Consider the following 22,631-nt stretch of genomic DNA (forward strand, 5'->3'; position numbering starts at 1 on the left):
CTAAAAATGAAACTTTACACTTCACTTCCAAAAGAGCTAAAACCCTTTTACGAAATAGAACTAGAAAAGTACCGAACGGAATACACAGACGGAAATTTAAAAGCTGCTTGGCACCATTTGGAAAGAGCCCATATACTCGGACAAAAATATCCGTTCGCCCATACTTTTGTGCATTGGAAAATGTTGCAATTTGGGTTTGCAATTAAAAGTGTAAAGGAAATAGTAGGGCAAATACCGCGTTTTCTTTTTGGGGGTGTGAAGTCCTTTGTTGGAAAAGTTCCCGTTGGAAATCCCGGTGGTGCAAACGTACCTCCCTTAAAGCCATTTCCATTAGAAAAAGAGTTACAGGATATTTTCATAAAAACGGACATTAGCACCGTCCCTGCCTAAACGCAAACCTACAACTGTCACACTGAGCGCAGTCGAAGTGCACAACCCACAACTGACAATCCAAAACTGATAACCATACATGAACTACACTGTAAAAGCCGAAGCCTCCTCAAAAAGTAAGGCTTCCATTCACATTAAGCAATCGGAGATAAGTTTTGGCATTACTCCCAAAACTGCTGATACCTTGGCTAATCCAGCTGAAATATTTTTAGGCTCTCTTTCGTCCTGTATTCTTAAAAACGTGGAACGCTTTTCAGAATTTATGAATTTTGAATACACCCGTGCCGAAATAACAATCAATGCTACCCGATTGGAGAAACCGCCGCGAATGGATGAAATAAATTACGAGCTGCTTATTTATAGCCCAGACAATAATTTAAATCTTGATCTGCTGAAAAAGAATATCGAAAAGTTTGGTACTATTTACAATACAGTCAAGATTTCTTGTGCTATCAATGGCACTATTAAACAGATAACTAAATAAATAACTCGTTTGGAAGCGCATAGTGATTATTTTTTCTAGACTGAAATTATAATGAAACTGCTCCGACCAAGACAAATTAATTCTTTGAAAAAAATCTATTATGAAATTTAGCCTACTAACAGCAATACTACTAAGCATCCTCTTTATCTCCTGTAAAGATAAACCTCAGGCAGATGTGCCTCAAGCAACCACACTTCAAGAAACTACTCCTACTTTTCAAAACAAAGGGCATGAGTTAGTTTATACAATGGTGCAAAAAGTTGGCAATTATGATTCGCTAGCCAAAAAGAAGGATGTTGTATATACCTATAAATATCAAACTCCAGATGGGAAAGCTGATGTTTCAACAGAGAAATACCTTTTTGATGGGGAGCTTTCCTATGGCGTATACCATCAACACGAGCGTACTTTATCTGAACTTGATGGAGCAATTGAGCAGGGATATAACGGAAGAGAATATTGGCTAAGAAACAAGGGAAAATTATTAAGTGATACCACACAATTGAAACGTGTTGCCTTTAATAGACCCACCAACTTTTATTGGTTTACTATGTTTCAAAAATTATTGGATCCAGGGGTGAATTATGAATATTTGGGTGAAAAAACTATAGCTGAAAAGGCCTATGATGTGGTGAAGATTAGCTTTACTACCTCAGATGAAAAGCCTACAGATGTGTATCAATTATATATAAATAAGAATACTTCCTTGGTGGATCAATTTCTATTTAGTGTAGTCGATTTTGGCGTTATGGAAACACCTTATTTAATGCATCTTCAATATGAAGAAGTAGATGGCATGTTGATTCCCACAAAGCGATTGTATAAAAAATCTACTTGGAATGCAGATCTTAGTGAGGAACCTTGGATAGAAGTAACTTGGACTGATATTAAATTCAATAATGGTTTGAGTAAGGCAGATTTTGAGAGCTAAGTGATAAGCTGATGAAATTTTACTTGTAACACTATTGCTCTAAATGCGTCCTATTTACAATCAAAATAATTCATCAATCAAAATCAATCAAATCATGAAATCTCAAAAAACATCTTTCCGCAGAACAACCTTTGTTGCGGTTATTGCCTTTGTGGCAACCGTTGCTATTAGCTTTGCACAAACAAAAACAGCACAGCTAGATGATCTTTTAAACAAATATACCGAATACGGTCAGTTTAGTGGCTCAGTACTAGTTGCCGAAAAAGGAAAGGTTATTTATAAAAAAGGCTTCGGGATGGCAAATCTGGAATGGGACATTCCCAATGCGCCCGATACCAAGCACCGTTTGGGGAGTATTACCAAACAATTTACCGCCATGCTAATTATGCAATTGGTAGCTGAAGGAAAGTTAGATTTGCAAGCCACTGTTTCAAAATATCTTCCAGATTATTCCAAAACCAATGGAGATAAAATCACCATCCACCAATTATTGACGCATACTTCGGGCACGCCTAATTATACTTCATTTCCTAACTTCTTTAAAGAACTTAGTCGCAATCCATACACGCCCACCGAAATGCTAGAAATGTTTGCAGATTCTACCTTAACATTTAAGCCAGGAACACAGTTTGCCTACAGTAATTCTGGATATATTTTATTAGGCGCAATCATTGAAAAAGTTACAGGTAAAACCTATGAAGCCGTTTTGCAAGAGAAAATATTCGACCCCCAAAATATGAAAAATTCTGGCTATGACCACCACAGCACTATCTTAAAAAAGCGTGCTACAGGTTATGAAATGAAAGGCAGCCAGCCTGAAAATTCGCCTTATATAGATATGTCTACACCTTATGCCGCAGGCTCGTTGTATTCCACTGTGGAAGATTTGTACGTGTGGGATCAGGCATTGTATACTGAAAAGTTACTTCCAAAGAAATATATGGATATGATGTATCAAAAATACATTCCAGCTTTTGGAAATTTTTACGGCTATGGTTGGATGATTGGCATAATGACCATTGGTAATACAAAGGACAGTACACAAATAATTGGTCACGGCGGCGGCATAAATGGTTTTAATACTTTGATTACACGAATACCGAAAGAAAAATCGACCATTATTTTACTTAATAATACTGGCGGCGCACCTTTGGAAGCTATTACTATAGCTATAAACGGAATATTGCACGACGCAACCTACGCCCTCCCGAAACAGTCTTTGGCCAAATCAGTGTACAATGTAATTATTGATAAAGATTTAAAAACAGGTCTTGCGTTTTATGAAAAAAACAAAGAATCAAAGGAATATTCATTAAGCGAAAGCGCAATGAACAGTATGGGTTACAGCTTGCTACAAGCTGGAAAGAAAGACGAAGCGGAAGCTTTTTTTAAACTAAATGTAGAAGCATTTCCAAAATCTTCAAATGTGTATGACAGTTACGGCGAAGTTTTGATGGAGCAAGGAAAAAACGAAATGGCGATTGTAAATTATAAGAAATCGGTCGAGTTGAATCCTGCTAACCAAAACGGGATTGATATGCTGAAAAAAATGGGTGTGGAAACCGAAGGAATGGTAAAGGATGCAACCGTACCTGAGGCTATTTTGGCAAGCTATGTGGGCAAATATGAATTGCAGCCCGGTTTTATTCTTACAATAACAAAAGAAGGCAATCAACTAAAAGCACAAGCAACCGGCCAGCCTTCTTTTGAAATATTTCCCAAAAATGATACTGAGTTTTATGTGAAAGTGGTTGCGGCGCAAATCACTTTTAATAAAAACGAAAGTGGTAGTATTGAGAGCTTGACCTTATTTCAAGGCGGGCAGGAAATTCTTGGGAAGCGGGTAGAATAGTTTGTAAACGGTTTTCAGTTTTCAGTTTTAGGTTATGCCTGACTCTTGAATGTTATATTAGCTTACGGGTTCATTTATTGAATCTGTAAGCTTTTTTGTTTCTAATTGGTAGTTTGTAATTGGATTCCATTGTGTATTTTTATTGGCTAGTAGTCAAATATTCAATGGCTTAAAAAAATTTAACTAAGAACTCCAACCCCAAATTTAACATTATGAAGAAATCATTACTTCTTATTGCCTGCTGCATTTTCGCAATAGCTTGCGGAAACTCTGAAACTTCCAAAGCAGAAACCACCCAAACCGAAGCAATAACAAATGAAAAAGAGGCAGCCCCTGAATTAATTGAAAGTGCTTCATCTCCCTGTAGTTTCCTAACAGAGGAAAAAATAAAGGAAGTATTGGGTATACCAGCTGATGATCTTGCCGAAATAAAAGATGTGATGCGAACATATCCCACATGTTTTTACAAATGGAAGACAACTGCATTTTCCACAACAAAAAGTATTGCAGGGCAAGAGGTAATTCTTAATTATCCAGCTGAAGCGAGCATCGTATTGGTTAAAGATGCTACAGATAAAATGTTTGAAACTTCTACTAAGGTTTATAGAGATGGAGTGACCGTAGACGGCGTTGGCGATATGGCGATGTGGGGTTCAACGTTGTCGCAGCTTACCTTTTTGGCAAAGGGAACGATGATTCATCTACATGTAAGAATCTCTGATGATGCCGAAGCTAATAAAGAAAAGGCTAGGGAGTTGGCAGCTTTAATTATTCAGAAATTATAAGTAGTACTTTGAAAAAATGACTAAGCTTTTACTCTGTTTTTAGAGTTTTGACATCTGTAATCAATTGCACAATTGAAGCTCTGTTTAGGCCATTATAGATACCTCTAATATGTTTTTTTTTATCGATAAGCAAAAAGTTTTCGGTGTGTAGAAAATCGTCTATACCTTTTGGAACCCCTAAATCATTTTCAACAAAATATTGATCTCTGCCCAACGAATAAATTTCTTTTTTATCACCAGTAACTAGATGCCATTTATTAGCTTTCGCACCATGGGTTTCAGCATACTCTTTCAAAACTTCTACCGTATCTGTAGATGGCATTACCGAGTGTGAAAGCAGAAGTACATCATCATCCTCTTTAAATTCATCTTGTAACTGAATCATACTTTCCGCCAACTGCGGACAAATGCCGGGGCAAATTGTAAAGAAGAAATCTGTAACATAGATTTTATCTTCAAAAGTCTTTTGGGTAATCGTGTCTCCTAATTGATTAATCAATTTAAAATCAGGAATTTTATGAAAACTCTTTTCTTCCGGAGAACCGGGAGTTAACCAATTTGGCGTGAATGATTCATCATTATAATAGGGTAGGTGATCCACTCTGCTGGTTTCAACAGTTTTGATGTCTTCTTTTTTGAGCTCATTTTTACAACTCGTACCTAATAGTACCAGCATTAAAATTAAAAAAGGGCTATATTTTTTTATCTCTAACAACAACTTCATTTTCTAGTTTATAACATGAATTAGCTTTCCGCATTCCAAAAATGCGTCCGTTTTTGGCTTCGTAATTAACATATAAGGTGCCATTTTGCAGCCAAGCTTTTTGCAAGCCCTGTTCTTGCCCATCAACAAGTTGCCGCTGTTTGGCTATCTGTCCTGTGGGATACCATTCTTCTTCAACGCCTAGTTTTATGCCAGCTACATAGTTTGATTGTGCAGATAACTCTTCATTATCCCACCAGGTTTTATAAACGCTATCTAAACGGTTTTCTTTGTAATAAGATTCTAAACGAAGAATTCCCTTGTCTGACCACTGTCTAGCAATCCCTTCTCTTTTGCCATTGACGTAACCAAGTCTTTCAGCTAAAGTATCATTCGCATAGCGCTTGATAGAATAGCCAGAAAAGGGTTCATTCCTGTAATACCATTTTCCCTCTATTTGGTTTAGAACCAATTCTTCTTTTAATACCTCAATATTTTCAATAACTAATGCTTCTTTAGTAGCAACAGCCATATCAACTTCCTTATTATTACAATTTATAAATAAGAATAGTGCGAAGGGTATTAAAAGAAGTGGTTTCATAAAAAATTTTGGTTCTATTTCAAATGTTATGGAGATAATTTGATATTAATGTATAAAGACTGACATAAGACTGTATGACATAAGACGTAAGACTAAAAAAATATAAAAATGAGCAGATTATTAGTCCTATGTCTTACGTCCAATTTAAAAAAACTTCATTTCCTTCCTAACAAATAATGGAAGTACCACTATATTAATACCCTTGATAAGGACCTGCAAAAGCTAAATAAGATCCTGTATTAGAATATAATTCGTTGATAATATGGTAATGGTATTCTGCTTCACCTAAAGTATATTGCGTGGCGGTTGTGTGGCCACCTGAGGCATCTAAGTCTGTTGGATAGGTGCCAGTAGCATTGCACTTTCTTCCGTAGAGAAAAACACCGTCAAGCAAGATTCCAACTAATTTATCATCATCATCTGTAAAAGCTTTTGGCTCTAAGTGATAGTGATATACGCCTGGGCCAATATGCGCTCCCGTCCAATCTAAACTTGCAGCTGCTTGATCTAAAGGTCCGCCACCTTCTTGGTCGTTAAAAATTGTCGAACCACTTACTGCAATACCGACGGTGCCGAGTTGAGTAGACACGGTACTGCCAGTTAAATTTGGAGTAGCATCCACAGTAAGAGTTGATGCATTATTATTACTGGACATAATAGAAGGTGTAACTTGAACCCCAGGCTCTTCTCTGTATAATGGATGACCTTCACCCCAATACACCGTTTCGTGATTGGGCAGGCCTGTAGTTTCTATAACCACCTTCGATCCATCTAAATAAATAGTTACTGCTTCGGTATTAAATGCCGCAAAAGCAGCGTGTAGTTCTGTTACAACTTCTTCTTCTTCTTCTTGTGTACTGGAATCATCACTGCTACATGAAATGTATGAAACAGCTATCAGCGCTATTAAAGAAGGAATTGAATAAAATGGTAATTTTGATTTTCTTTTCATGATTTTTTTTTTGATTAATTACGTTTTTTGTGATCTTCACTTCTATCTTATTTGGGTAGTCATTAAAGAAAGTCCCGCAATCGCTCACGAAACTTTCTCTAAACAAACTGCTAACTAACCAACCAAACAAAATCTTTTATTATTTAATCTCTTTTTCGTTCTTTCCTTTCTGGTTTTGGAGCTTTCTCCAATTCTTCTTTTGAAAGGAATCCGTCTTCATCTGTGTCAATCTTTGTGAAGTCATCTTTTAAGGGGCCTTTCAATTCGGCTTTAGAAAGCTTTCCGTCGTCATTTTTATCTAAATCTTTTAGCAACTCGCTAAATGTTGGTGGCTTTTGGGGTCTTTCACCTTTTTGCTGTGCGTTTGAAAATGTTATTCCGAAGAACATTATTACTGCTGTAAATACTATCTTTTTCATATTATAATTTTTTTAAATTCATACTTATGACCTCAAAGGTCTGCAATAGATTTATATAAAAGTTGGGTTTTCAGCGAACTCGCCTCGCTTTTAAGTGAACGAGTGTTTTTAATCAATATGTAATTTTGAAAGGCTTTTAAAGCGTTAGAGAATTCTTTGAAATGATTCGATGTTTCATCTTAAGACTGAGCCAAAATGTTTTATTGCAAATGAAAAAAGCTTCACGATAATCAGTGAAGCTTTTTACAAAACCGTTTTATTCCTCTTAATTTAACCTCAATACTTAATCTTTAAGAATCTTAATCACGGTATTTTCATTTACGGAAACAAAATAAGTTCCTTTTGCAAAGGCAGAAAAATCTACCTCGACCAATGAGGAGTTATTATAGGCTTGAGAAAACAATATTTGTCCTAATATTGAAATGACCTTTACGGAGGTAATACCGCCGTTGGGATTGGTTATATTCAATACCGATTTTGTTGGATTTGGATAGTAATTCAATGCCGACTCAACATCAAAAGAATCCGTCCCAAGGATTATTTCATTGTTTATTCCGAAAGTGGCTTGTTTAATAATAAAATCGCCAGTTCCGTTTGGTATTCTTGAATAGCTCAAATCTGTTTCCTGTTGGCCAAACTCAATATTTTCAATGATGGTTCCATCTGCATACGAAAGAATGGCGCTTTCACCACCGGCAGAGAATTTAATATCGGCATGCAGTCCATCTTGGTCTAAGTCTTTATCGCACCAAACTATCAAATAACTATCGGGAGCCAAAGTAAGCCCATCAGGGAATGCCCACTGTAATAAATCAGTCGGATCGTCAGAAAGATATAGACCGTCCAGACTTACCGTTGCATTTGAGTTATTGTACAATTCTATCCAGTCATCGTATTCGCCATCTTGGTCTGCAATAACTGTTTCATTATCTGCCATCAATTCGTTTATCACTAAGTCGCCTACGGGCAACGGAATATAATTAGCGTTAAGCGTATAAAATTCATGTTGTGCCCGTGCTGGGGAAAAGGCGCCGATGTTGGTGTTTTCTGCGTACACATAATAGTGTGTATAGTCATTGGTTATCGTTAAATCGATTCCGAAAACATTATCGCCAGCAGCCCCGTCATTATGGGCGCCGTCATCATACATTTGAATTTTTGTGATAGGGGCGTATTGATTTGTTCTATACCCTAAAAAAACGGCATTGGTATTGGTCACGGTAGCAGTAAATGTAACGGCATCCCCAACATCAGGGTCATTATTTGATGGAGCTACGTTTGAAATTGTAGGCTGAGTCACTGTGAAATCTGATAAAGCCGACAAATAACTTCCGCGTGCATTCATTAAATTGGTTAACCCTGAAGCTGTATTCTGTCCAAGATTATAATCTGTATTAATGTTCCCAACAAATTGTGCGTAGGTGTAAAACTTGTTGTTATCGGCTTGTACTGCTGCATCAATAAGGTTTTGGTAATCGTTGGCCAATGTCAAGTAATTTGAATTGGTAATATTTTCCGTTAGAATTGTTTTATAGTGGGCCAAATACATTTTCTTGTAACGCGGAATCGCCAATAATTTTGAAACCAAAGGAAATTGATAATTGTTCAAATGCAACAAATGGCTTACTTGTGCTTTCTGTGTAGTGGAGTTTAATGGTGGTCCTTCGCCTGTCATATTGAAAGTTCCAAAAGACATATTTAAATCCCAAACAACGGAGTTAAATACTCCTGAATCGGTTTTATACAGGTAATAGTTTTGTTTAAACTGCCCTATATAACTATCTAGATTCACCATAACATTATCAAAGGCCAACATCCACAAAGCTCTGTCAACATCAAGAACAGTCTCTATATTTGTAACATCGTTGTTAAGGATGTTCGTTAATTCAATTAAATCGTCCCAATCGCCGGCGCCATCAGATTTAATTTCATAAGCTTCTTCATAGCTGCTGCTATTAGGTCCTAAATATTCTAAACTAGGATACGCATTTGAACCCGGGCCAGCTCCATCTGGAGGGCTACAGCTAAAAAAAGCATTTGTTTTGGAGCCAAACCTGTCATCCACAAATGTTTTGGTAATGGCTTCGGTATTTGTGTACAAACCTATTAATACACCGTTCACATAAATATTTGCATAATTTGCTTTTGGGGCATCCATATATTGTCCGGCGATATTGTACGAAACCGTTTCACGAACAAACGAGGGATCAAAAATAACGTTAGCCAACTTTAAATCTTTATAACCTTGGTAATCCTGGTCTACATAAGTATCCAATTCTATATGAAAAGGGTTCTTAGTATAATTGGGATTATAAGAACTATTCCCCTTATATTTCACACCTACTGTTTCAAAAAGTTCTCCATTAATGGTTACAGATTCGGCTTGTGTATAATTATTATCGCCTGCCATTTCAAGGTCTAAAAGTTCGTCCCAGTTGGATTGTGTAAAAACAATTTCAATAGTCTGTATGGTACTGATGTCATATAAATCCTGGGAAAAGGATTTCTGGCTTGCAAAAATGCTAATAACTACGGTTAGCATAAGTGTTCCTAATTGTTTCATTCTTAGTTTTTTTTGGTTCATATTTCCTGAGTATTAATTGAATTTCAGGAACAAAGATGCTGTAAATGCAAATATTGAATTGGAACATTAAGTGAAACGCCATCGGTTTTAAGCGAATGGGCTTTTTAAACGGTTCAACCATTCAAATTAGCCATTCCAAAACAGGCTAAATTGAAACAGTATGAAAAAAAATGTGTTTTATTTGTGGTATGAAAATTCGATATCACATCCTTGCCCAAATACTTTTATGGGCTGTTGTTTGGCTTATTATGGGCTTAAACCAACAAAATATCACTCGGTTTTTAATGGCAAATTTGAGCGCCTTTGGGTTTCAGGTTTTGTTGATAGTAGCGGCATCCTATTTTATAGCTCCAAAATTGTTGTTTCAGAAGAAATATGCAATTTTCCTAGTGGTTTCATTGGCGGTTGTAGCTTTGAGCGCCTACCTTTCTTCTGAATTAACAATAAATCCACCCCCGCGGCAGGGAGGACTTCTTGGCCCCAATGGACCTCGTCCGCCCTCTGCTTATTTGATACACTTACTACTTATTTCGGTAAGTTATATTTTAAGTGTTTTAGCCGAAACCTTTCTCTTTGCCCAAAAGAAAGAAGAAGCTATTGCCAAACAAACAGCGGCACTTGCGGAAAGCGAACTTAAATTTCTGAAAATGCAGATCAATCCACACTTTCTGTTTAATTCACTAAACAATATTTATGCGCTTTCAATTTCGAATTCAGAAAAAACCCCAGAAAGCATACATTCGCTTTCTGAAATGCTGCGTTATGTAATTTATGATTGCGAAAGACCTAAAGTGCCTATTGAAAAAGAGATACATTATATTGAAAATTTTATTGAATTATTTAAGTTGAGAAGCAGCAAATCCTTCAATATAACCTTCATAAATCAATTGGAAAACACTTCGGTGGAAGTAGCACCTATGCTTTTCATTATCTTTATTGAAAATGCCTTTAAGCACAGCGGAATAGAAAAAGGAGGCGAAGCTTTTGTGGATATTAAACTGCAATCATCAAACAATACAATTACCTTTAGTGTTGAAAACAGTTTACCAACAGTAAAAATAATTAAGGATAAAAGTAGCGGAATCGGGCTGCAAAACGCAAAAAAGCGTTTGGAGATAAGCTATCCAAACCAACATGATTTAAATATTGAAAATGGATCAACTTTTAAAGTTGATTTAAAACTTTACGCAGATGCATAAAATAAAATGTATAGTTGTTGATGATGAGGAATTGGCGAGAAAGTTGATAAAAACCTATATCCAAAAAGTAGATTCCCTTGAATGTGTGGCAACCTTTGAAAACCCACTAGAAGCACTTTCGCTATTGAAATCTTCCAAAATTGACCTGTTGTTTTTGGATATTCAAATGCCAGACATAAAAGGCACCGACTTTGCTGAACTTATAAATACTACCGATACCCGTATTATTTTCACCACCGCCTATTCAGAATATGCGCTGAAAGGATTTGAATTAAATGCACTGGATTATTTGGTGAAACCCATAACTTTCAAACGGTTTTTGAGCGCCGTGGAAAGATTGCCAAAACAAGAAAGTAATGAAGAAAATTACATCATTATAAAATCTGGGTACGACCTTCATAAAGTATTATATCAAGATATTATTTTTATAGAAAGTGATAGTGAATATGTAAACTATCATCTTGAAAACGGAAAAAAAATAATGGCCAACCAATCGTTGGGCAAGTTGGAATCCATATTGCCAAATTTATTTTTGAGAGTCCACAGGTCTTATATTGTGAACAAAGAAAAAGTAACTGGTTTAAAGAATAGAGAATTATTACTTTCCAAGGAAAAAATACCTGTTAGTGATAGTTACTATAACGCTGTTAAAAAAGAGTTATTCAATAATTAAGTATCGGTTTTCTTTTGTTTTCAGTGTCTTACTCTTGATCTGTAATTTGTTATATTAGCTTATGGGTTTATTTTTTAATCTGTAAGTTTTTTCTTTTAAACAAATACTAAAATGAAAATCCACCTAGAAACAGACCGACTCCTTATGCGCGATTTAGTGGACGAAGACGTGCACGGCATGTTTGCGATGGATAGTGATGCTGAGGTGCATAAATTTTTGGGAAACAAACCTATTGCTACTATAGCTGAAGCACAAAAGTATATTGATTCTATAAAACAACAATACATTGAAAAAGGCATAGGCAGATGGGCTGTTGTAGAAAAAGAAACGGGTAGCTTTATGGGTTGGAGTGGGTTTAAGTTTAATACAGATATTCTAAATGGCAGATCAAATTATTATGATCTTGGATACCGATTCATTAAAAAATATTGGGGAAAAGGATATGCTACAGAAACTGCCATAGCTTCTTTGCATCATGGGTTTACAAATCTTGACTATAAGGAAATTGTAGGTATTGCCGAGGAAGCAAATACTGCCTCCAATATTATTTTGACAAACATAGGTTTAATTAAAAGGAACGAATTTTTTCATGAAGGAATCCTTCTTAATTTCTATTCACTCAGCAAAGAGGAATGGAAAAAGTCTGAAAAATAACGCTAATTCCTTATTAATCACTAAATTAGTGCTGTGGTGATAATCAGCATTATGAAACTTATCAAATTACATTTTTCTTTTTTAGTCCTTTTTAGCATTATCCTTTTTACGGGTTGCGAAGCCACATTAGCTCCTGCTTATGATCAGGCTATTGTAAAGAGTGTTACAGAAAACAGCGAGTTGGCAATGCGTTTTTTTGCTGAGCTGGATGGAGGTACAGAGGTTGAAAGTTTTGAACTGCGAGAAGAAACTTATAATGTGCTAATAGGTGCTTTTGAATCGCTTAAACTGCAAGCTAAAGCGCGCCCCGTACCTAAAAACGTGGCTTTGGATAAGATAAACCAACTACTACAAGCTAGAGGTAGTAATGGGATTACCGGTGATTATCCCAGTGCCTTTGCCTTTGAACAGATAGCCAAAACATTTATAAAAATGAAAGTAGTGGATAGCGATAGAGGTTTAAAGCCACTAGCTTTAGAGGCATTTAAAGGGCAAGTTGAAATATTTTTGGACCAGGCTATAACTTATGAAAGTTTCTTAAAACGATAATGATATGAGTGAAAATGTAGCAAATATTATTACAGAGATAAAAGATATTTCTTCAAGCATATTGGAAAAGGATATTTCTGCAGTTCGCGGTTTCAGTGAACGCCAGGTTGAAGCGATCGCCAAACAAACGGCACTGATTCAAAATGGAGTAGAGAATGGTGATATTGACGAAGATCTCCGAGAGTTTTTTCTGGATGGGCTTGAGGCTATGGCGCTCAATTTTGTGAATACCCTAAAAGGTATTTTGGCGGTAACTATTGAAAAACTTTGGAATGCCTTGGTGAACTTTTTATATAAGGCTGTGGGAGTGGCTATCTAAATTAATGAATTAAAACTTCAAGCCAACTATTTCTGAATTGACTAATTAACACATCTCGAATTAACGCATCCCCAATTATAATTTCGTAAATTTGCACCTTCATTTTTTTATTTATTAAATCATAATTATGACTAATATAATATTGTTTGGCCCTCCTGGCGCAGGAAAAGGCACTCAGGCCGCTTTCTTAAAGGATAAATATAATCTGGTGCATATTTCTACAGGAGATGTGTTTCGTTTCAATATAAAAAACAAAACTGAACTCGGCAATTTGGCTAAAAGCTATATGGACCAAGGACAGTTGGTGCCAGATGAAATAACCATTGATATGCTAAGCAACGAATTGGATAACAATCCGGATGTTAACGGTTTTATCTTTGACGGCTTTCCTCGTACTGAAGCGCAGGCAGAAGCATTAGGCCATTTAATGGATGATAAAGACTCTCAAATAGACGCCATGGTCGCTTTGGAAGTTGATGATGAAGTATTGGTGAAACGTTTACTGGAGCGAGGCAAAACAAGCGGTAGGGCAGATGATGCGGATGAAAGCATTATTCGCAACCGCATTAAGGTTTATTACGGTGAAACCGCTATTCTAAAAAACTATTACCAAAAACAGGATAAGTATTTTGGTGTTGATGGGGTAGGAAGTATTGAAGAAATTACCGAGCGTTTGAGCGAAGTGATTGATAAATTGTAAAATTTAAAACCGAAAAATCTAAAACAGCAAAATCTTAAAGTGTAAAAACCGCATAGTCTAAACTTATTACTTTTACATTTATCATTTTACATTTATATTTTATATGACTGAAGGCAATTTTGTAGATTACGTTAAGGTTCATGTTACTTCCGGAAAGGGAGGGCAAGGTAGCAAGCACATGAGGCGGGAAAAGTATATTCCCAAAGGTGGGCCAGACGGTGGTGATGGTGGTCGTGGAGGTCACGTAATCCTTAAAGCCAACAAAAACCTTTGGACGCTCTATCACCTTAAATTTAAAAGACACTTTAAAGCTGAGCACGGCCTTCATGGTAGCAAGCAAACCAGCACTGGCGCCGATGGTGCCGATGTTTACGTTGAAGTACCGCTAGGTACGGTAGTACGCGATAAGGAAACTGAGGAAATACTCTTTGAACTCACCGAAGATGGTGAAGAAAAAATTGTTGCCAAAGGTGGGCGTGGTGGTTTGGGAAATGCACACTTTAAAACAGCCACCAACCAAACTCCTCGCTATTCTCAGCCTGGTGAAGAAGGTGAAGAGATAGATATTATCCTGGAACTAAAAATACTAGCCGATGTAGGTTTAGTAGGTTTTCCAAATGCGGGGAAATCCACTTTACTTTCGGTTATTACCGCAGCAAAGCCGAAGATTGCCAATTATGAATTCACCACGCTAAAACCTAACTTAGGTATAGTGGAATACCGCGATTTCAAAACTTTTGTAGTTGCAGATATTCCCGGAATCATTGAAGGCGCTGCCGAAGGAAAAGGGATTGGCCATCGTTTTCTTCGCCATATTGAACGTAACTCTACACTATTGTTTTTAGTTCCCGCAGATGCCCCAGATATCAAAGAACAATATGAAGTGTTAGTAGACGAATTGCGTCGCTACAATCCACAACTTTTGGACAAAGAACGTTTGGTAGCCATCAGCAAAAGCGATATGCTGGATGACGAGCTTAAAGCCGAAATGAAAAAGATTTTGGATAAGCAGTTTAAGGGGATTCCTTATATGTTTATTTCTTCTGTGGCACAGCAAGGTTTGACAGAGTTGAAAGATAAGCTTTGGAAGATGCTTAATTAGTTGCTGGTTTCTAGTTGTTAGTTGCTGGCGCTACTTTTCTTAAAAATTTCTTAAATAAATTTTCATAGGTCATTTTTTTCTTTTTTCTTACAGCCTTTAAAATAGGTATTATGAAGAAAGGATTACTCTTTGTTTTGTTATTGGTTTCGGTGGTTGGGTTTGGGCAGTGTCCGGTAGGTCCTATAACACTTTCTTCACAAGCAGATGTTGATGCTTTTGCTACAACATATCCTGGATGTACACATCCACAAGGCTTAATAATTAATGGTTCAGATATTGAGGACTTGTCACCTCTTTCAATGATTACTGAAATTGGTGTTGTAAACCAGGGAGGATTTGAGATAATAAACAATCCACTATTAACAGATTTAACTGGCTTGGAAAACCTCACTTCCATTAGCTATGGAAATTTCGTAATTGAAAATAACCCGCAACTTACTAATGTTACAGCGCTTTTGGGTTTGTCGGGAGCAATTGGTTATTCCATAATTGTTAAAGATAATCCAGCGCTTACAAGTTTGATTGGTTTGGATAATATTACTAATCCAGGAGATGATGACTTACATATTGAAAACAACGATTTATTGACAAACTTAAATGGTCTTCAAAATATAACCGGAGCCGATGATATATTAATTATCAATAATGATGGCTTAACAGATTTGGCTGGTTTAAATAGCATTTCAAATACTGGTAGTGTTATAATTAGGGATAATATAAATCTTGAGAATTTCAATGGCTTTCAATCCCTAACAAATATTGTGGGGCTTGAAATTGAGAACAATCCCATTTTAAGTGATATCTCTGCCTTTTCTAATACCGCTCTTTCTGAATATGGAAATTTGTTGATAAGTGGAAATCCAATGCTTTCTGAATGTAGTATTGCCCCCATTTGTTTTATTCTTGCGAATAATCAAGGGGCAATAATTATTGAGAATAATGGATCAGGCTGTAATACCCAAACAGAGGTTGAGGCAAATTGTCCTACTTGCCCTACTGCTGCAATTATTTTAAGTACACAAAGTGATATTGATAATTTTGCCACATCTTATCCTGGTTGCACAAACTTTCTTATAGATATTACCGTGGAAGGAGCAAATATTACAAATCTTCAAGGGTTAAATCAAGTTGAGAGTTGTAGTAGCAATTTCGAAATTAGAAACAATCCACAATTGCAGAGTCTTGAAGGTTTAGAAAATCTTACTTATACGGGACAATTGTTTAAAATTGTCAATAATCCATTGCTTCAAGATTTACAAGGATTGAATTCTTTTACAGGAAGAGGCATTTATTTGTTGGAAAACGATGGACTGTTAAATTTAAATGGGTTGGATTCCTATACAGATGGGCAGACAACATTTGTTGATTTTAATGATTCTTTAATAGATATTTCAGCATTAAATGTAATCTCTAACTTTACTCAATACTCTCAAATCCGGCTTACCAACAATCCAAATTTGACTGCGTGTGCAATTGATGTGGTTTGTACGATAATAAGTGCATCAGGAACGGTATCGATAAATAATAATGGTATTGGTTGTGAGGAATACGGAGATATTTATGCAGCTTGTGTAGGCTGTCCGTATGGTCGATATGTTCTTTCTAGCCAAGCAGATGTGGATGCGTTTGGTGTAAATTTCCCAACTTGTAGGGAAGCAGACTTGTTGATATCAGGATCAGATATTGTAGATCTGACACCACTTCAAAATATTATAAAAACTGATGTTCTTGTGCAACATAATCCGCTATTAACGACCTTAGAAGGATTAAACAATGTTAGCGAGTGCAATGAAATACTAATCCGGAATAATCCGTTGCTTATTGATGTAAGTGCTTTAGCCCATATTAGTTCGGTTTACAGAGTTACTGTGGATGCAAATAATTCATTACAGGAAATTGTGGGTTGGGATGCTTTGACCAACGCCAGTCTTGGTATTGAAATTACACAGAACGATCAGCTTCAATCGCTTGAAGGATTGCAGAATATTGGCAATACAGAAGCTTTAACAATTCGACAAAATGCGAATTTGGAGAATCTTAATGGGCTTCAGGGATTAGCAAGTATCATCAATCTGGACATTGAGGAAAATGCTTCGTTAAGCGATATATCTGCACTTTCCAATTTACAGACTAGTTTAAGCACTTTATCAATAGCACAAAATCAACAATTGAGTAATCTGAACGGTTTGGAAGGAATTCAGAATATCTATGGCTTACTATGGATAAAGAATAATCCTCAATTAGAGAATGTAAATGGATTGTCAAATGTTTCAAACATTGGTCTTGGGAACTTATCCTTGGAATTGCAATTCAATGATTCCTTAAACGATATAAGTGGACTGGAGTTTATTGATCCAGATAGCTTTGACAATGTACTCATCAGTCATAATCCAAGCCTGTCCAGTTGTAGTATATTAAGTTTTTGTTTGCCTTTGCAAGCTGGAAACACTAATTTATTTTTTAATAATAATGCCGTAGGCTGTAACTCAACCGCTGAAGTGCTCGACAATTGCAATACTTCATTAAATACAGTTTTGGGCAAAATAACTTTTGATTTCAATAACAATGGGTGTGATTCAAATGATTATCCTGCCGGAAATTTAATTGTTGTTGCTACTACCCCTTCTAACCAATCTACAAGCACTGGTACCAATAGTGAAGGTGAGTTTGAACTGAAACTTCCCGAGGGAGAATATACTATAGATATATTAGGATCTTCTTTGCCTGACAACTATACTTCCAATCCTCTGAGTGAACAAGTTATTTTTAACGGAACAGGTATTGTGGAAGTTTTGGATTTCTGCCTTACTGCCACTACAGTCTATAATGATCTAAAAATTATGTTATTGCCACTTGGTGCAGCACGTCCTGGCTTTTTATCACATTATCAAATAATATATGAAAATATTGGGACTACTACACTTTCTGGAAATGTTAGACTACAATTTGATGATTTGCGTCAACAATTTATGGAATCTCTTCCTACTGAAGATGATGTTAATGGGAATATTTTAAGTTGGAACTATACTGATCTATTACCTTTTGAATCGCGCATAATATATGTTGATTTTCAAAATTTTCCTCCACCAACAAATAATTCAGGAGATATTTTAACTTTCCAAACCATTATAAATCCTTTAGCTGATGATGCAAATCCCGAAGACAATACTTACAATCTTAAACAGATTGTTGTAAACTCTTACGACCCCAACGATAAACAAGTAAACCAAGGAGAAGAAATCTATGAAAGTGAAGTAACTAATTATCTGGATTATATTGTTCGGTTCCAAAACACGGGAACGGCAGATGCTATTAACGTACGTATTGAGGATTTGTTGAGCGATAAACTGGATTGGAATTCATTTCGTCCATTAACCGCAAGCCACAATTACAGAATAGAAATTCTTGACGGCAACAATGTTTCCTTCATTTTTGACGACATCAACTTGCCGCCAGATGTATCCGACCCCGAAGGCAGCAATGGCTATGTCGCTTTTCAAATTAAACCGATCCCAAATATTGCTTTGGGCGATGTGATTCAAAATACAGCAGATATATATTTCGACTTTAATGCTGCCATCGTGACCAATACCATTTCCACAACAATAGTGGAAAATCTTGATGTTGATGAATTCAGTTTGGATGGAATGATGAAATTATTTCCCAATCCGGTTTCTAAAACACTACAAATAAAAACATCAAATTTAATTGTATTTGAAAAAGCAACCATTTATTCCACATTGGGCAAACAAATTCTTGATACGGCAGAAAAACAAATCAACCTCGAAAACCTTTCTGCAGGTATTTATTTTGTTGAGATTGTTACAGATAAAGGAAGCGTTACAAAAAAAATTATTAAAAAATAGCAAATTGAAAATTTTAGGTGTTTTTCTTCTTTTATTTATAATGGTTTCTTGTGCAACAACCGTAGGTGTTGAATATGATTACGATACCAATTTTTCAAATTATAAAACCTACAGCTATAATCCTGAGATGGATTCACACTTATCCCCATCGGATGATAAATTGATTGAGGGAATTGCAGATAAGTTGCTGCCAACCAAAAATTTTGTAAAAAGTGAAACTCCTCAAGTTTACATTAATTTTTATGTGAATGAAAAAACGGTTTTGTCCAAAAATACTGTGACAGTTGTTTTTGTTCCTATTGGTAAAAAGGTACACAGCCAAGAATTTAATTTTGAAATAATAGACTCATCCAATAATAAAGTGTTGTGGAAGGCAGTTGCAAAAGAAGAGTTGAAACTAAACGCTTCACTTTCCGAAAAAGAAAAATATTATACAGAACTTCTTCAGGAAATTTTAATAAAATATCCTCCTAAAAACAATGCATATTAGATTCAATTTGCGCATCAAATATTAACTGTTAAAGAATAGCAAACCCCAAACTAAAGGCAGTTTTTTTACGTATTTTTAATGAAAAGAGAATACATTATGAAATTTCCCATCCTAATATTGCTTTCCATACTTTTAGCATCTTGTGGAGCCTCTGTAGCTGTAGATTATGACCAGCAAGTGGATTTTTCAAAATACAATAGCTATAATTATTTTCCGAATATAGATTCCGGTCTTAATGCTTTAGATGATAACCGAATTATAAAAATTACAGATAGTCTGCTTCAACAACGCGGTTTTATAAAAAGTGAAACACCGCTCATTTATGTCAACTTTTATGCTCGTGAAAGTATTTCAAATTCCCGAAATACCATCGGTATAGGTATTGGAAGCGGGGGCGGCAATGTGGGTGTGGGTGTTAGTGGTGGTATTCCCATTGGGGGCAATGTGCTAAACCAAAAGTTAACGATGGACTTTATAGATGTTGAAAAAGATGATCTTGTTTGGCAAGCTATAGCCGAGGGCGAAATGAAAGAGCGGGCAACACCGCAGCAGAAGGAAGCCTATTATTTCTCAGTAATTCAGAAAATTCTTTCTAAATATCCACCTAAAACTAAGTAGTCAGTTTTTTTAATCTTTAATTTTCTAATCATATCAATTACTTCAGAAAAATAAATCTTCTTCTTTATATACTTCCTTTGTTTGCAGTTGCCCAAACCAACTATAATCAGGCAGAAGAATATTTTAAACAGGAAAATTTCAGCAAGGCAAAACCTATTTTTGAAAATTACTTGAAGCAACATCCCGGCGATAAAAAAACTCGGGAATATTTGGGAGACATCGCCGCATATGCTAAAAACTGGGACACTGCCATTTCCTACTATGAAGCCTTGGCACAGGATGAAGAAAAAAATGCCAACTATCACTTTAAATATGGAGGTGCAATGGGGCTGAAAGCAATGTCCATTAGTAGAATTCGCGCTGTTACATATATAGGTGACATTAAACACGAATTGGAACAGGCTGCAAAACTCGACCCAAAACACATAGAAGCGCGTTGGGCTTTGGTGGAATTTTACATACAATTGCCCGGTATTTTTGGCGGGAGTGAAAACAATGCAATTGATTATGCCAAGGAACTGGGTAAAATCTCTGAAGTAGATGGGTATCTCGCCCAAGGTTATATCGCCGAATATACAGATAATCCAAAAGATGCAGAGCGTTACTACAAAAAGGCGATAGATGTGGGCGGTTCGCCACATACTTACGAAAAGCTTTCAAATCTTTACGAAAAAAACAATCAACCTAAGGAAGCTATTGTTACTAATTCCGAAGCTTTAAAAAAGCACAAACGCAACCAGCTTAATTATCAAATTGGGAAGATTTCTGCCCAATACAACTTGGAGCCAGAATACGGCATTGATTGCCTAAGTCAGTATTTGGCCAATTATTCAATAAAAGATGGCGTCCCAAAAGACTGGGCGTATTTTCGTTTGGCGCAGATCTATAAAAATCTGGGAAAGAAGAAAATTGCACTCACTTGGATAAACAAAGCGCTAATTGGACGAACAGATTTTAAGGAAGCACAATTGGAAAAATCGCTAATTTTAGCTTTGTAATTCTCAATGTTGAATTCTAAATTCAGAATTAGAAAAAGTATCTTTACAAAACTAAATGTCACCCTGAGCATGCCCGCACTGAGCGCAGTCGAAGTGTCGAAGGGTTAAAATTAAATCACACATGAGAATTCATTTTATAGCAATTGGCGGCAGCGCAATGCACAATCTTGCATTGGCATTAAACGAAAAAGGAGATAACGTAACCGGAAGTGACGACGAGGTTTTTGAACCCTCAAGAACGAGGTTGAAAAACAAAGGATTGCTGCCTGAAGTTGAAGGGTGGTTTCCAGAAAAATTGACTTCTAATATTGATGCAGTCATCTTGGGAATGCATGCAAAAGCAGATAACCCGGAGCTTTTAAAAGCAAAGGATCTCGGTTTAAAAATCTATAGCTATCCTGAATTTCTTTACGAGCAATCCAAAAACAAAACTCGTGTGGTTATTGGAGGCTCACACGGAAAAACCACAATTACATCTATGATACTTCACGTTATGAACTATAACGGGAAAGAAGTAGATTATATGGTGGGAGCACAGTTGGAGGGGTTTGACACCATGGTGAAAATTACCGACTACAATGACTTTATGGTCATTGAAGGGGATGAATACCTTTCCTCGCCAATTGATAGAAGACCAAAATTCCATCTTTACAAGCCGAATATAGCTTTGCTAAGTGGAATAGCGTGGGATCATATAAATGTTTTTCCAACCTATAAAAATTATGTGGAGCAGTTTGAAATATTTCTGAATGAAATTACAAACGGCGGTGCAATTATCTATAATGAAGAAGATGCTGAGGTAAAACGAGTTGTTGGAGCCTCGACAAATCACATAAAAAAATATCCCTACCATACACCCGAATATACTGTGGAAGAAGGAACCACACTTTTGAACACTCCGGAAGGCCCCATGCCTGTTGAAATCTTCGGAAAACACAATTTAAACAATCTAGAAGGCGCACGTTGGATTTGCCAATTGATGGGCGTGGATGCCGACGATTTTTACGAAGCCATTGCCACCTTTAAAGGTGCCAGTAAACGTTTGGAGAAGATAGCTGAAACCAAAACTGCGATAGCATTTAAGGATTACGCACATTCGCCAAGTAAAGTAAAAGCAACTACTGAAGCGGTAAAAGCCCAATATCCAGACAGGAAACTGATTGCTTGTTTGGAACTACATACCTATAGCAGCCTAAGTCCCGAGTTTTTGAAGGAATACAAAGGAACAATGGATGCTGCAGACAGTGCCGTAGTATTCTATTCTCCACATGCGGTGCTTATAAAACAGCTGGAAGAAATAAAAGGGGAACAGATTGACGAAGCCTTTGATCGTGAAGATTTGATGGTTTTTACAAATCCAGCAGACTTTAAAACCTATCTTTTTTCACAGGATTACGACAATACATGTTTGCTTTTAATGAGTAGCGGGAATTATGGCGGTTTGGATTTTGAGGAGGTGAAGGGGTATTTAAAATAGAAAAATGCTCCAAAAAGGATTTTTGCGCAATAGAGCTAAACTAAACATTTCAAAAAAGAGTTTTTTGTTTAGTATTCTATTAGGAATTGGAGCATCTTTTTGCATTTATAGTTTGTTCTGTTTGTTAAGGCTTACATTCAGAAGTATGGAATTCGGGTTCAGTAATGGACCCCTTATTTTGGATGAATCTACTAGATATTGGCAAAATTTCAATATTGCTTTGATATCACTTGTTGTGGGGAATGCTCTTTTCATAGCCACGCTATTTAAAAGGCCATCAAAATC

Annotated in this window: 21 protein-coding genes and 1 pseudogene; 17 read left to right on the forward strand and 5 right to left on the reverse strand. The window is 36.3% G+C overall.

Going from position 1 to position 22,631, the window contains the following annotated elements; all coding sequences use genetic code 11:
• Positions 1-6: 6 nt before the first annotated feature.
• The 5 genes from AEQU1_RS06620 to AEQU1_RS06640 all read left to right on the forward strand — a co-directional run bounded on the left by AEQU1_RS06620 (position 7) and on the right by AEQU1_RS06640 (position 4,442).
• Complete coding sequence (locus tag AEQU1_RS06620) at positions 7-390, forward strand: DUF3703 domain-containing protein (RefSeq protein WP_111879789.1); 384 nt, start codon at positions 7-9, stop codon at positions 388-390.
• 79 nt (positions 391-469) lie between these two features.
• Entirely contained in the window at positions 470-874 is a 405-nt protein-coding gene (locus AEQU1_RS06625; RefSeq protein ID WP_111879791.1) for an OsmC family protein, read from the forward strand.
• 100 nt (positions 875-974) lie between these two features.
• Complete coding sequence (locus tag AEQU1_RS06630; protein ID WP_111879792.1) at positions 975-1,805, forward strand: DUF6503 family protein; 831 nt, start codon at positions 975-977, stop codon at positions 1,803-1,805.
• A 94-nt stretch (positions 1,806-1,899) separates the two neighbouring features.
• Positions 1,900-3,657 (forward strand): serine hydrolase, encoded by a 1,758-nt coding sequence (locus AEQU1_RS06635; RefSeq protein ID WP_111880021.1) that lies wholly within the window; start codon positions 1,900-1,902, stop codon positions 3,655-3,657.
• A 212-nt stretch (positions 3,658-3,869) separates the two neighbouring features.
• Positions 3,870-4,442, forward strand: coding sequence for a hypothetical protein (locus tag AEQU1_RS06640; RefSeq protein ID WP_111879794.1), 573 nt, complete (start codon positions 3,870-3,872; stop codon positions 4,440-4,442).
• A 28-nt stretch (positions 4,443-4,470) separates the two neighbouring features.
• Here AEQU1_RS06640 and AEQU1_RS06645 read toward each other — a convergent pair whose 3' ends face one another.
• The 5 genes from AEQU1_RS06645 to AEQU1_RS06665 all read right to left on the reverse strand — a co-directional run bounded on the left by AEQU1_RS06645 (position 4,471) and on the right by AEQU1_RS06665 (position 9,680).
• Complete coding sequence (locus AEQU1_RS06645; protein WP_258455177.1) at positions 4,471-5,118, reverse strand: SCO family protein; 648 nt, start codon at positions 5,116-5,118, stop codon at positions 4,471-4,473.
• Between the two features lie 16 nt (positions 5,119-5,134).
• A complete protein-coding gene (locus tag AEQU1_RS06650) occupies positions 5,135-5,746 on the reverse strand; it encodes a toxin-antitoxin system YwqK family antitoxin (RefSeq protein WP_258455178.1) in 612 nt (203 codons plus the stop codon).
• Positions 5,747-5,939: 193 nt separating this feature from the next.
• Positions 5,940-6,698, reverse strand: coding sequence for a YHYH protein (locus AEQU1_RS06655; protein WP_111879797.1), 759 nt, complete (start codon positions 6,696-6,698; stop codon positions 5,940-5,942).
• A 143-nt stretch (positions 6,699-6,841) separates the two neighbouring features.
• Entirely contained in the window at positions 6,842-7,117 is a 276-nt protein-coding gene (locus AEQU1_RS06660; protein WP_111879799.1) for an EF-hand domain-containing protein, read from the reverse strand.
• A 283-nt stretch (positions 7,118-7,400) separates the two neighbouring features.
• Positions 7,401-9,680, reverse strand: a complete 2,280-nt coding sequence (locus AEQU1_RS06665; RefSeq protein WP_111880024.1) for a CotH kinase family protein — start codon at positions 9,678-9,680, stop codon at positions 7,401-7,403.
• Positions 9,681-9,889: 209 nt separating this feature from the next.
• Between AEQU1_RS06665 and AEQU1_RS06670 the strand changes: the two genes are divergently transcribed.
• The 12 genes and pseudogenes from AEQU1_RS06670 (at position 9,890) to murC (ending at position 22,346) form a co-directional block, all read left to right on the forward strand.
• Complete coding sequence (locus AEQU1_RS06670) at positions 9,890-10,900, forward strand: sensor histidine kinase (protein ID WP_258455180.1); 1,011 nt, start codon at positions 9,890-9,892, stop codon at positions 10,898-10,900.
• Positions 10,893-11,573: a LytTR family DNA-binding domain-containing protein gene (locus AEQU1_RS06675; protein ID WP_111879800.1), complete on the forward strand. Its 681-nt coding sequence runs from the start codon at positions 10,893-10,895 to the stop codon at positions 11,571-11,573. The genes AEQU1_RS06670 and AEQU1_RS06675 overlap by 8 nt, the downstream gene beginning before the upstream one ends.
• Before the next feature lie 111 nt (positions 11,574-11,684).
• Complete coding sequence (locus AEQU1_RS06680; RefSeq protein WP_111879802.1) at positions 11,685-12,227, forward strand: GNAT family N-acetyltransferase; 543 nt, start codon at positions 11,685-11,687, stop codon at positions 12,225-12,227.
• Positions 12,228-12,278: 51 nt separating this feature from the next.
• Positions 12,279-12,776, forward strand: a complete 498-nt coding sequence (locus tag AEQU1_RS06685; RefSeq protein ID WP_111879803.1) for a hypothetical protein — start codon at positions 12,279-12,281, stop codon at positions 12,774-12,776.
• A gap of 4 nt (positions 12,777-12,780) precedes the next feature.
• Positions 12,781-13,095 (forward strand): hypothetical protein, encoded by a 315-nt coding sequence (locus AEQU1_RS06690; RefSeq protein WP_111879805.1) that lies wholly within the window; start codon positions 12,781-12,783, stop codon positions 13,093-13,095.
• Positions 13,096-13,222: 127 nt separating this feature from the next.
• Positions 13,223-13,795, forward strand: a pseudogene (locus AEQU1_RS06695) (adenylate kinase); the annotation flags it as partial.
• Positions 13,796-13,898: 103 nt separating this feature from the next.
• Entirely contained in the window at positions 13,899-14,897 is a 999-nt protein-coding gene (gene obgE, locus AEQU1_RS06700) for a GTPase ObgE (protein ID WP_111879809.1), read from the forward strand.
• 110 nt (positions 14,898-15,007) lie between these two features.
• Entirely contained in the window at positions 15,008-18,763 is a 3,756-nt protein-coding gene (locus tag AEQU1_RS06705) for a T9SS type A sorting domain-containing protein (RefSeq protein ID WP_111879810.1), read from the forward strand.
• Positions 18,764-18,767: 4 nt separating this feature from the next.
• Positions 18,768-19,253 (forward strand): DUF4136 domain-containing protein, encoded by a 486-nt coding sequence (locus AEQU1_RS06710; RefSeq protein ID WP_146743725.1) that lies wholly within the window; start codon positions 18,768-18,770, stop codon positions 19,251-19,253.
• Positions 19,254-19,349: 96 nt separating this feature from the next.
• Entirely contained in the window at positions 19,350-19,871 is a 522-nt protein-coding gene (locus tag AEQU1_RS06715) for a DUF4136 domain-containing protein (protein ID WP_181566724.1), read from the forward strand.
• Positions 19,872-19,948: 77 nt separating this feature from the next.
• A complete protein-coding gene (locus tag AEQU1_RS06720) occupies positions 19,949-20,869 on the forward strand; it encodes a lipopolysaccharide assembly protein LapB (protein ID WP_111879815.1) in 921 nt (306 codons plus the stop codon).
• 121 nt (positions 20,870-20,990) lie between these two features.
• Positions 20,991-22,346, forward strand: a complete 1,356-nt coding sequence (gene murC / locus AEQU1_RS06725) for a UDP-N-acetylmuramate--L-alanine ligase (protein ID WP_111879817.1) — start codon at positions 20,991-20,993, stop codon at positions 22,344-22,346.
• Positions 22,347-22,631: the final 285 nt, after the last annotated feature.

The sequence above is a fragment of the Aequorivita sp. CIP111184 genome (assembly GCF_900489465.1).
Taxonomy (GTDB): domain Bacteria; phylum Bacteroidota; class Bacteroidia; order Flavobacteriales; family Flavobacteriaceae; genus Aequorivita.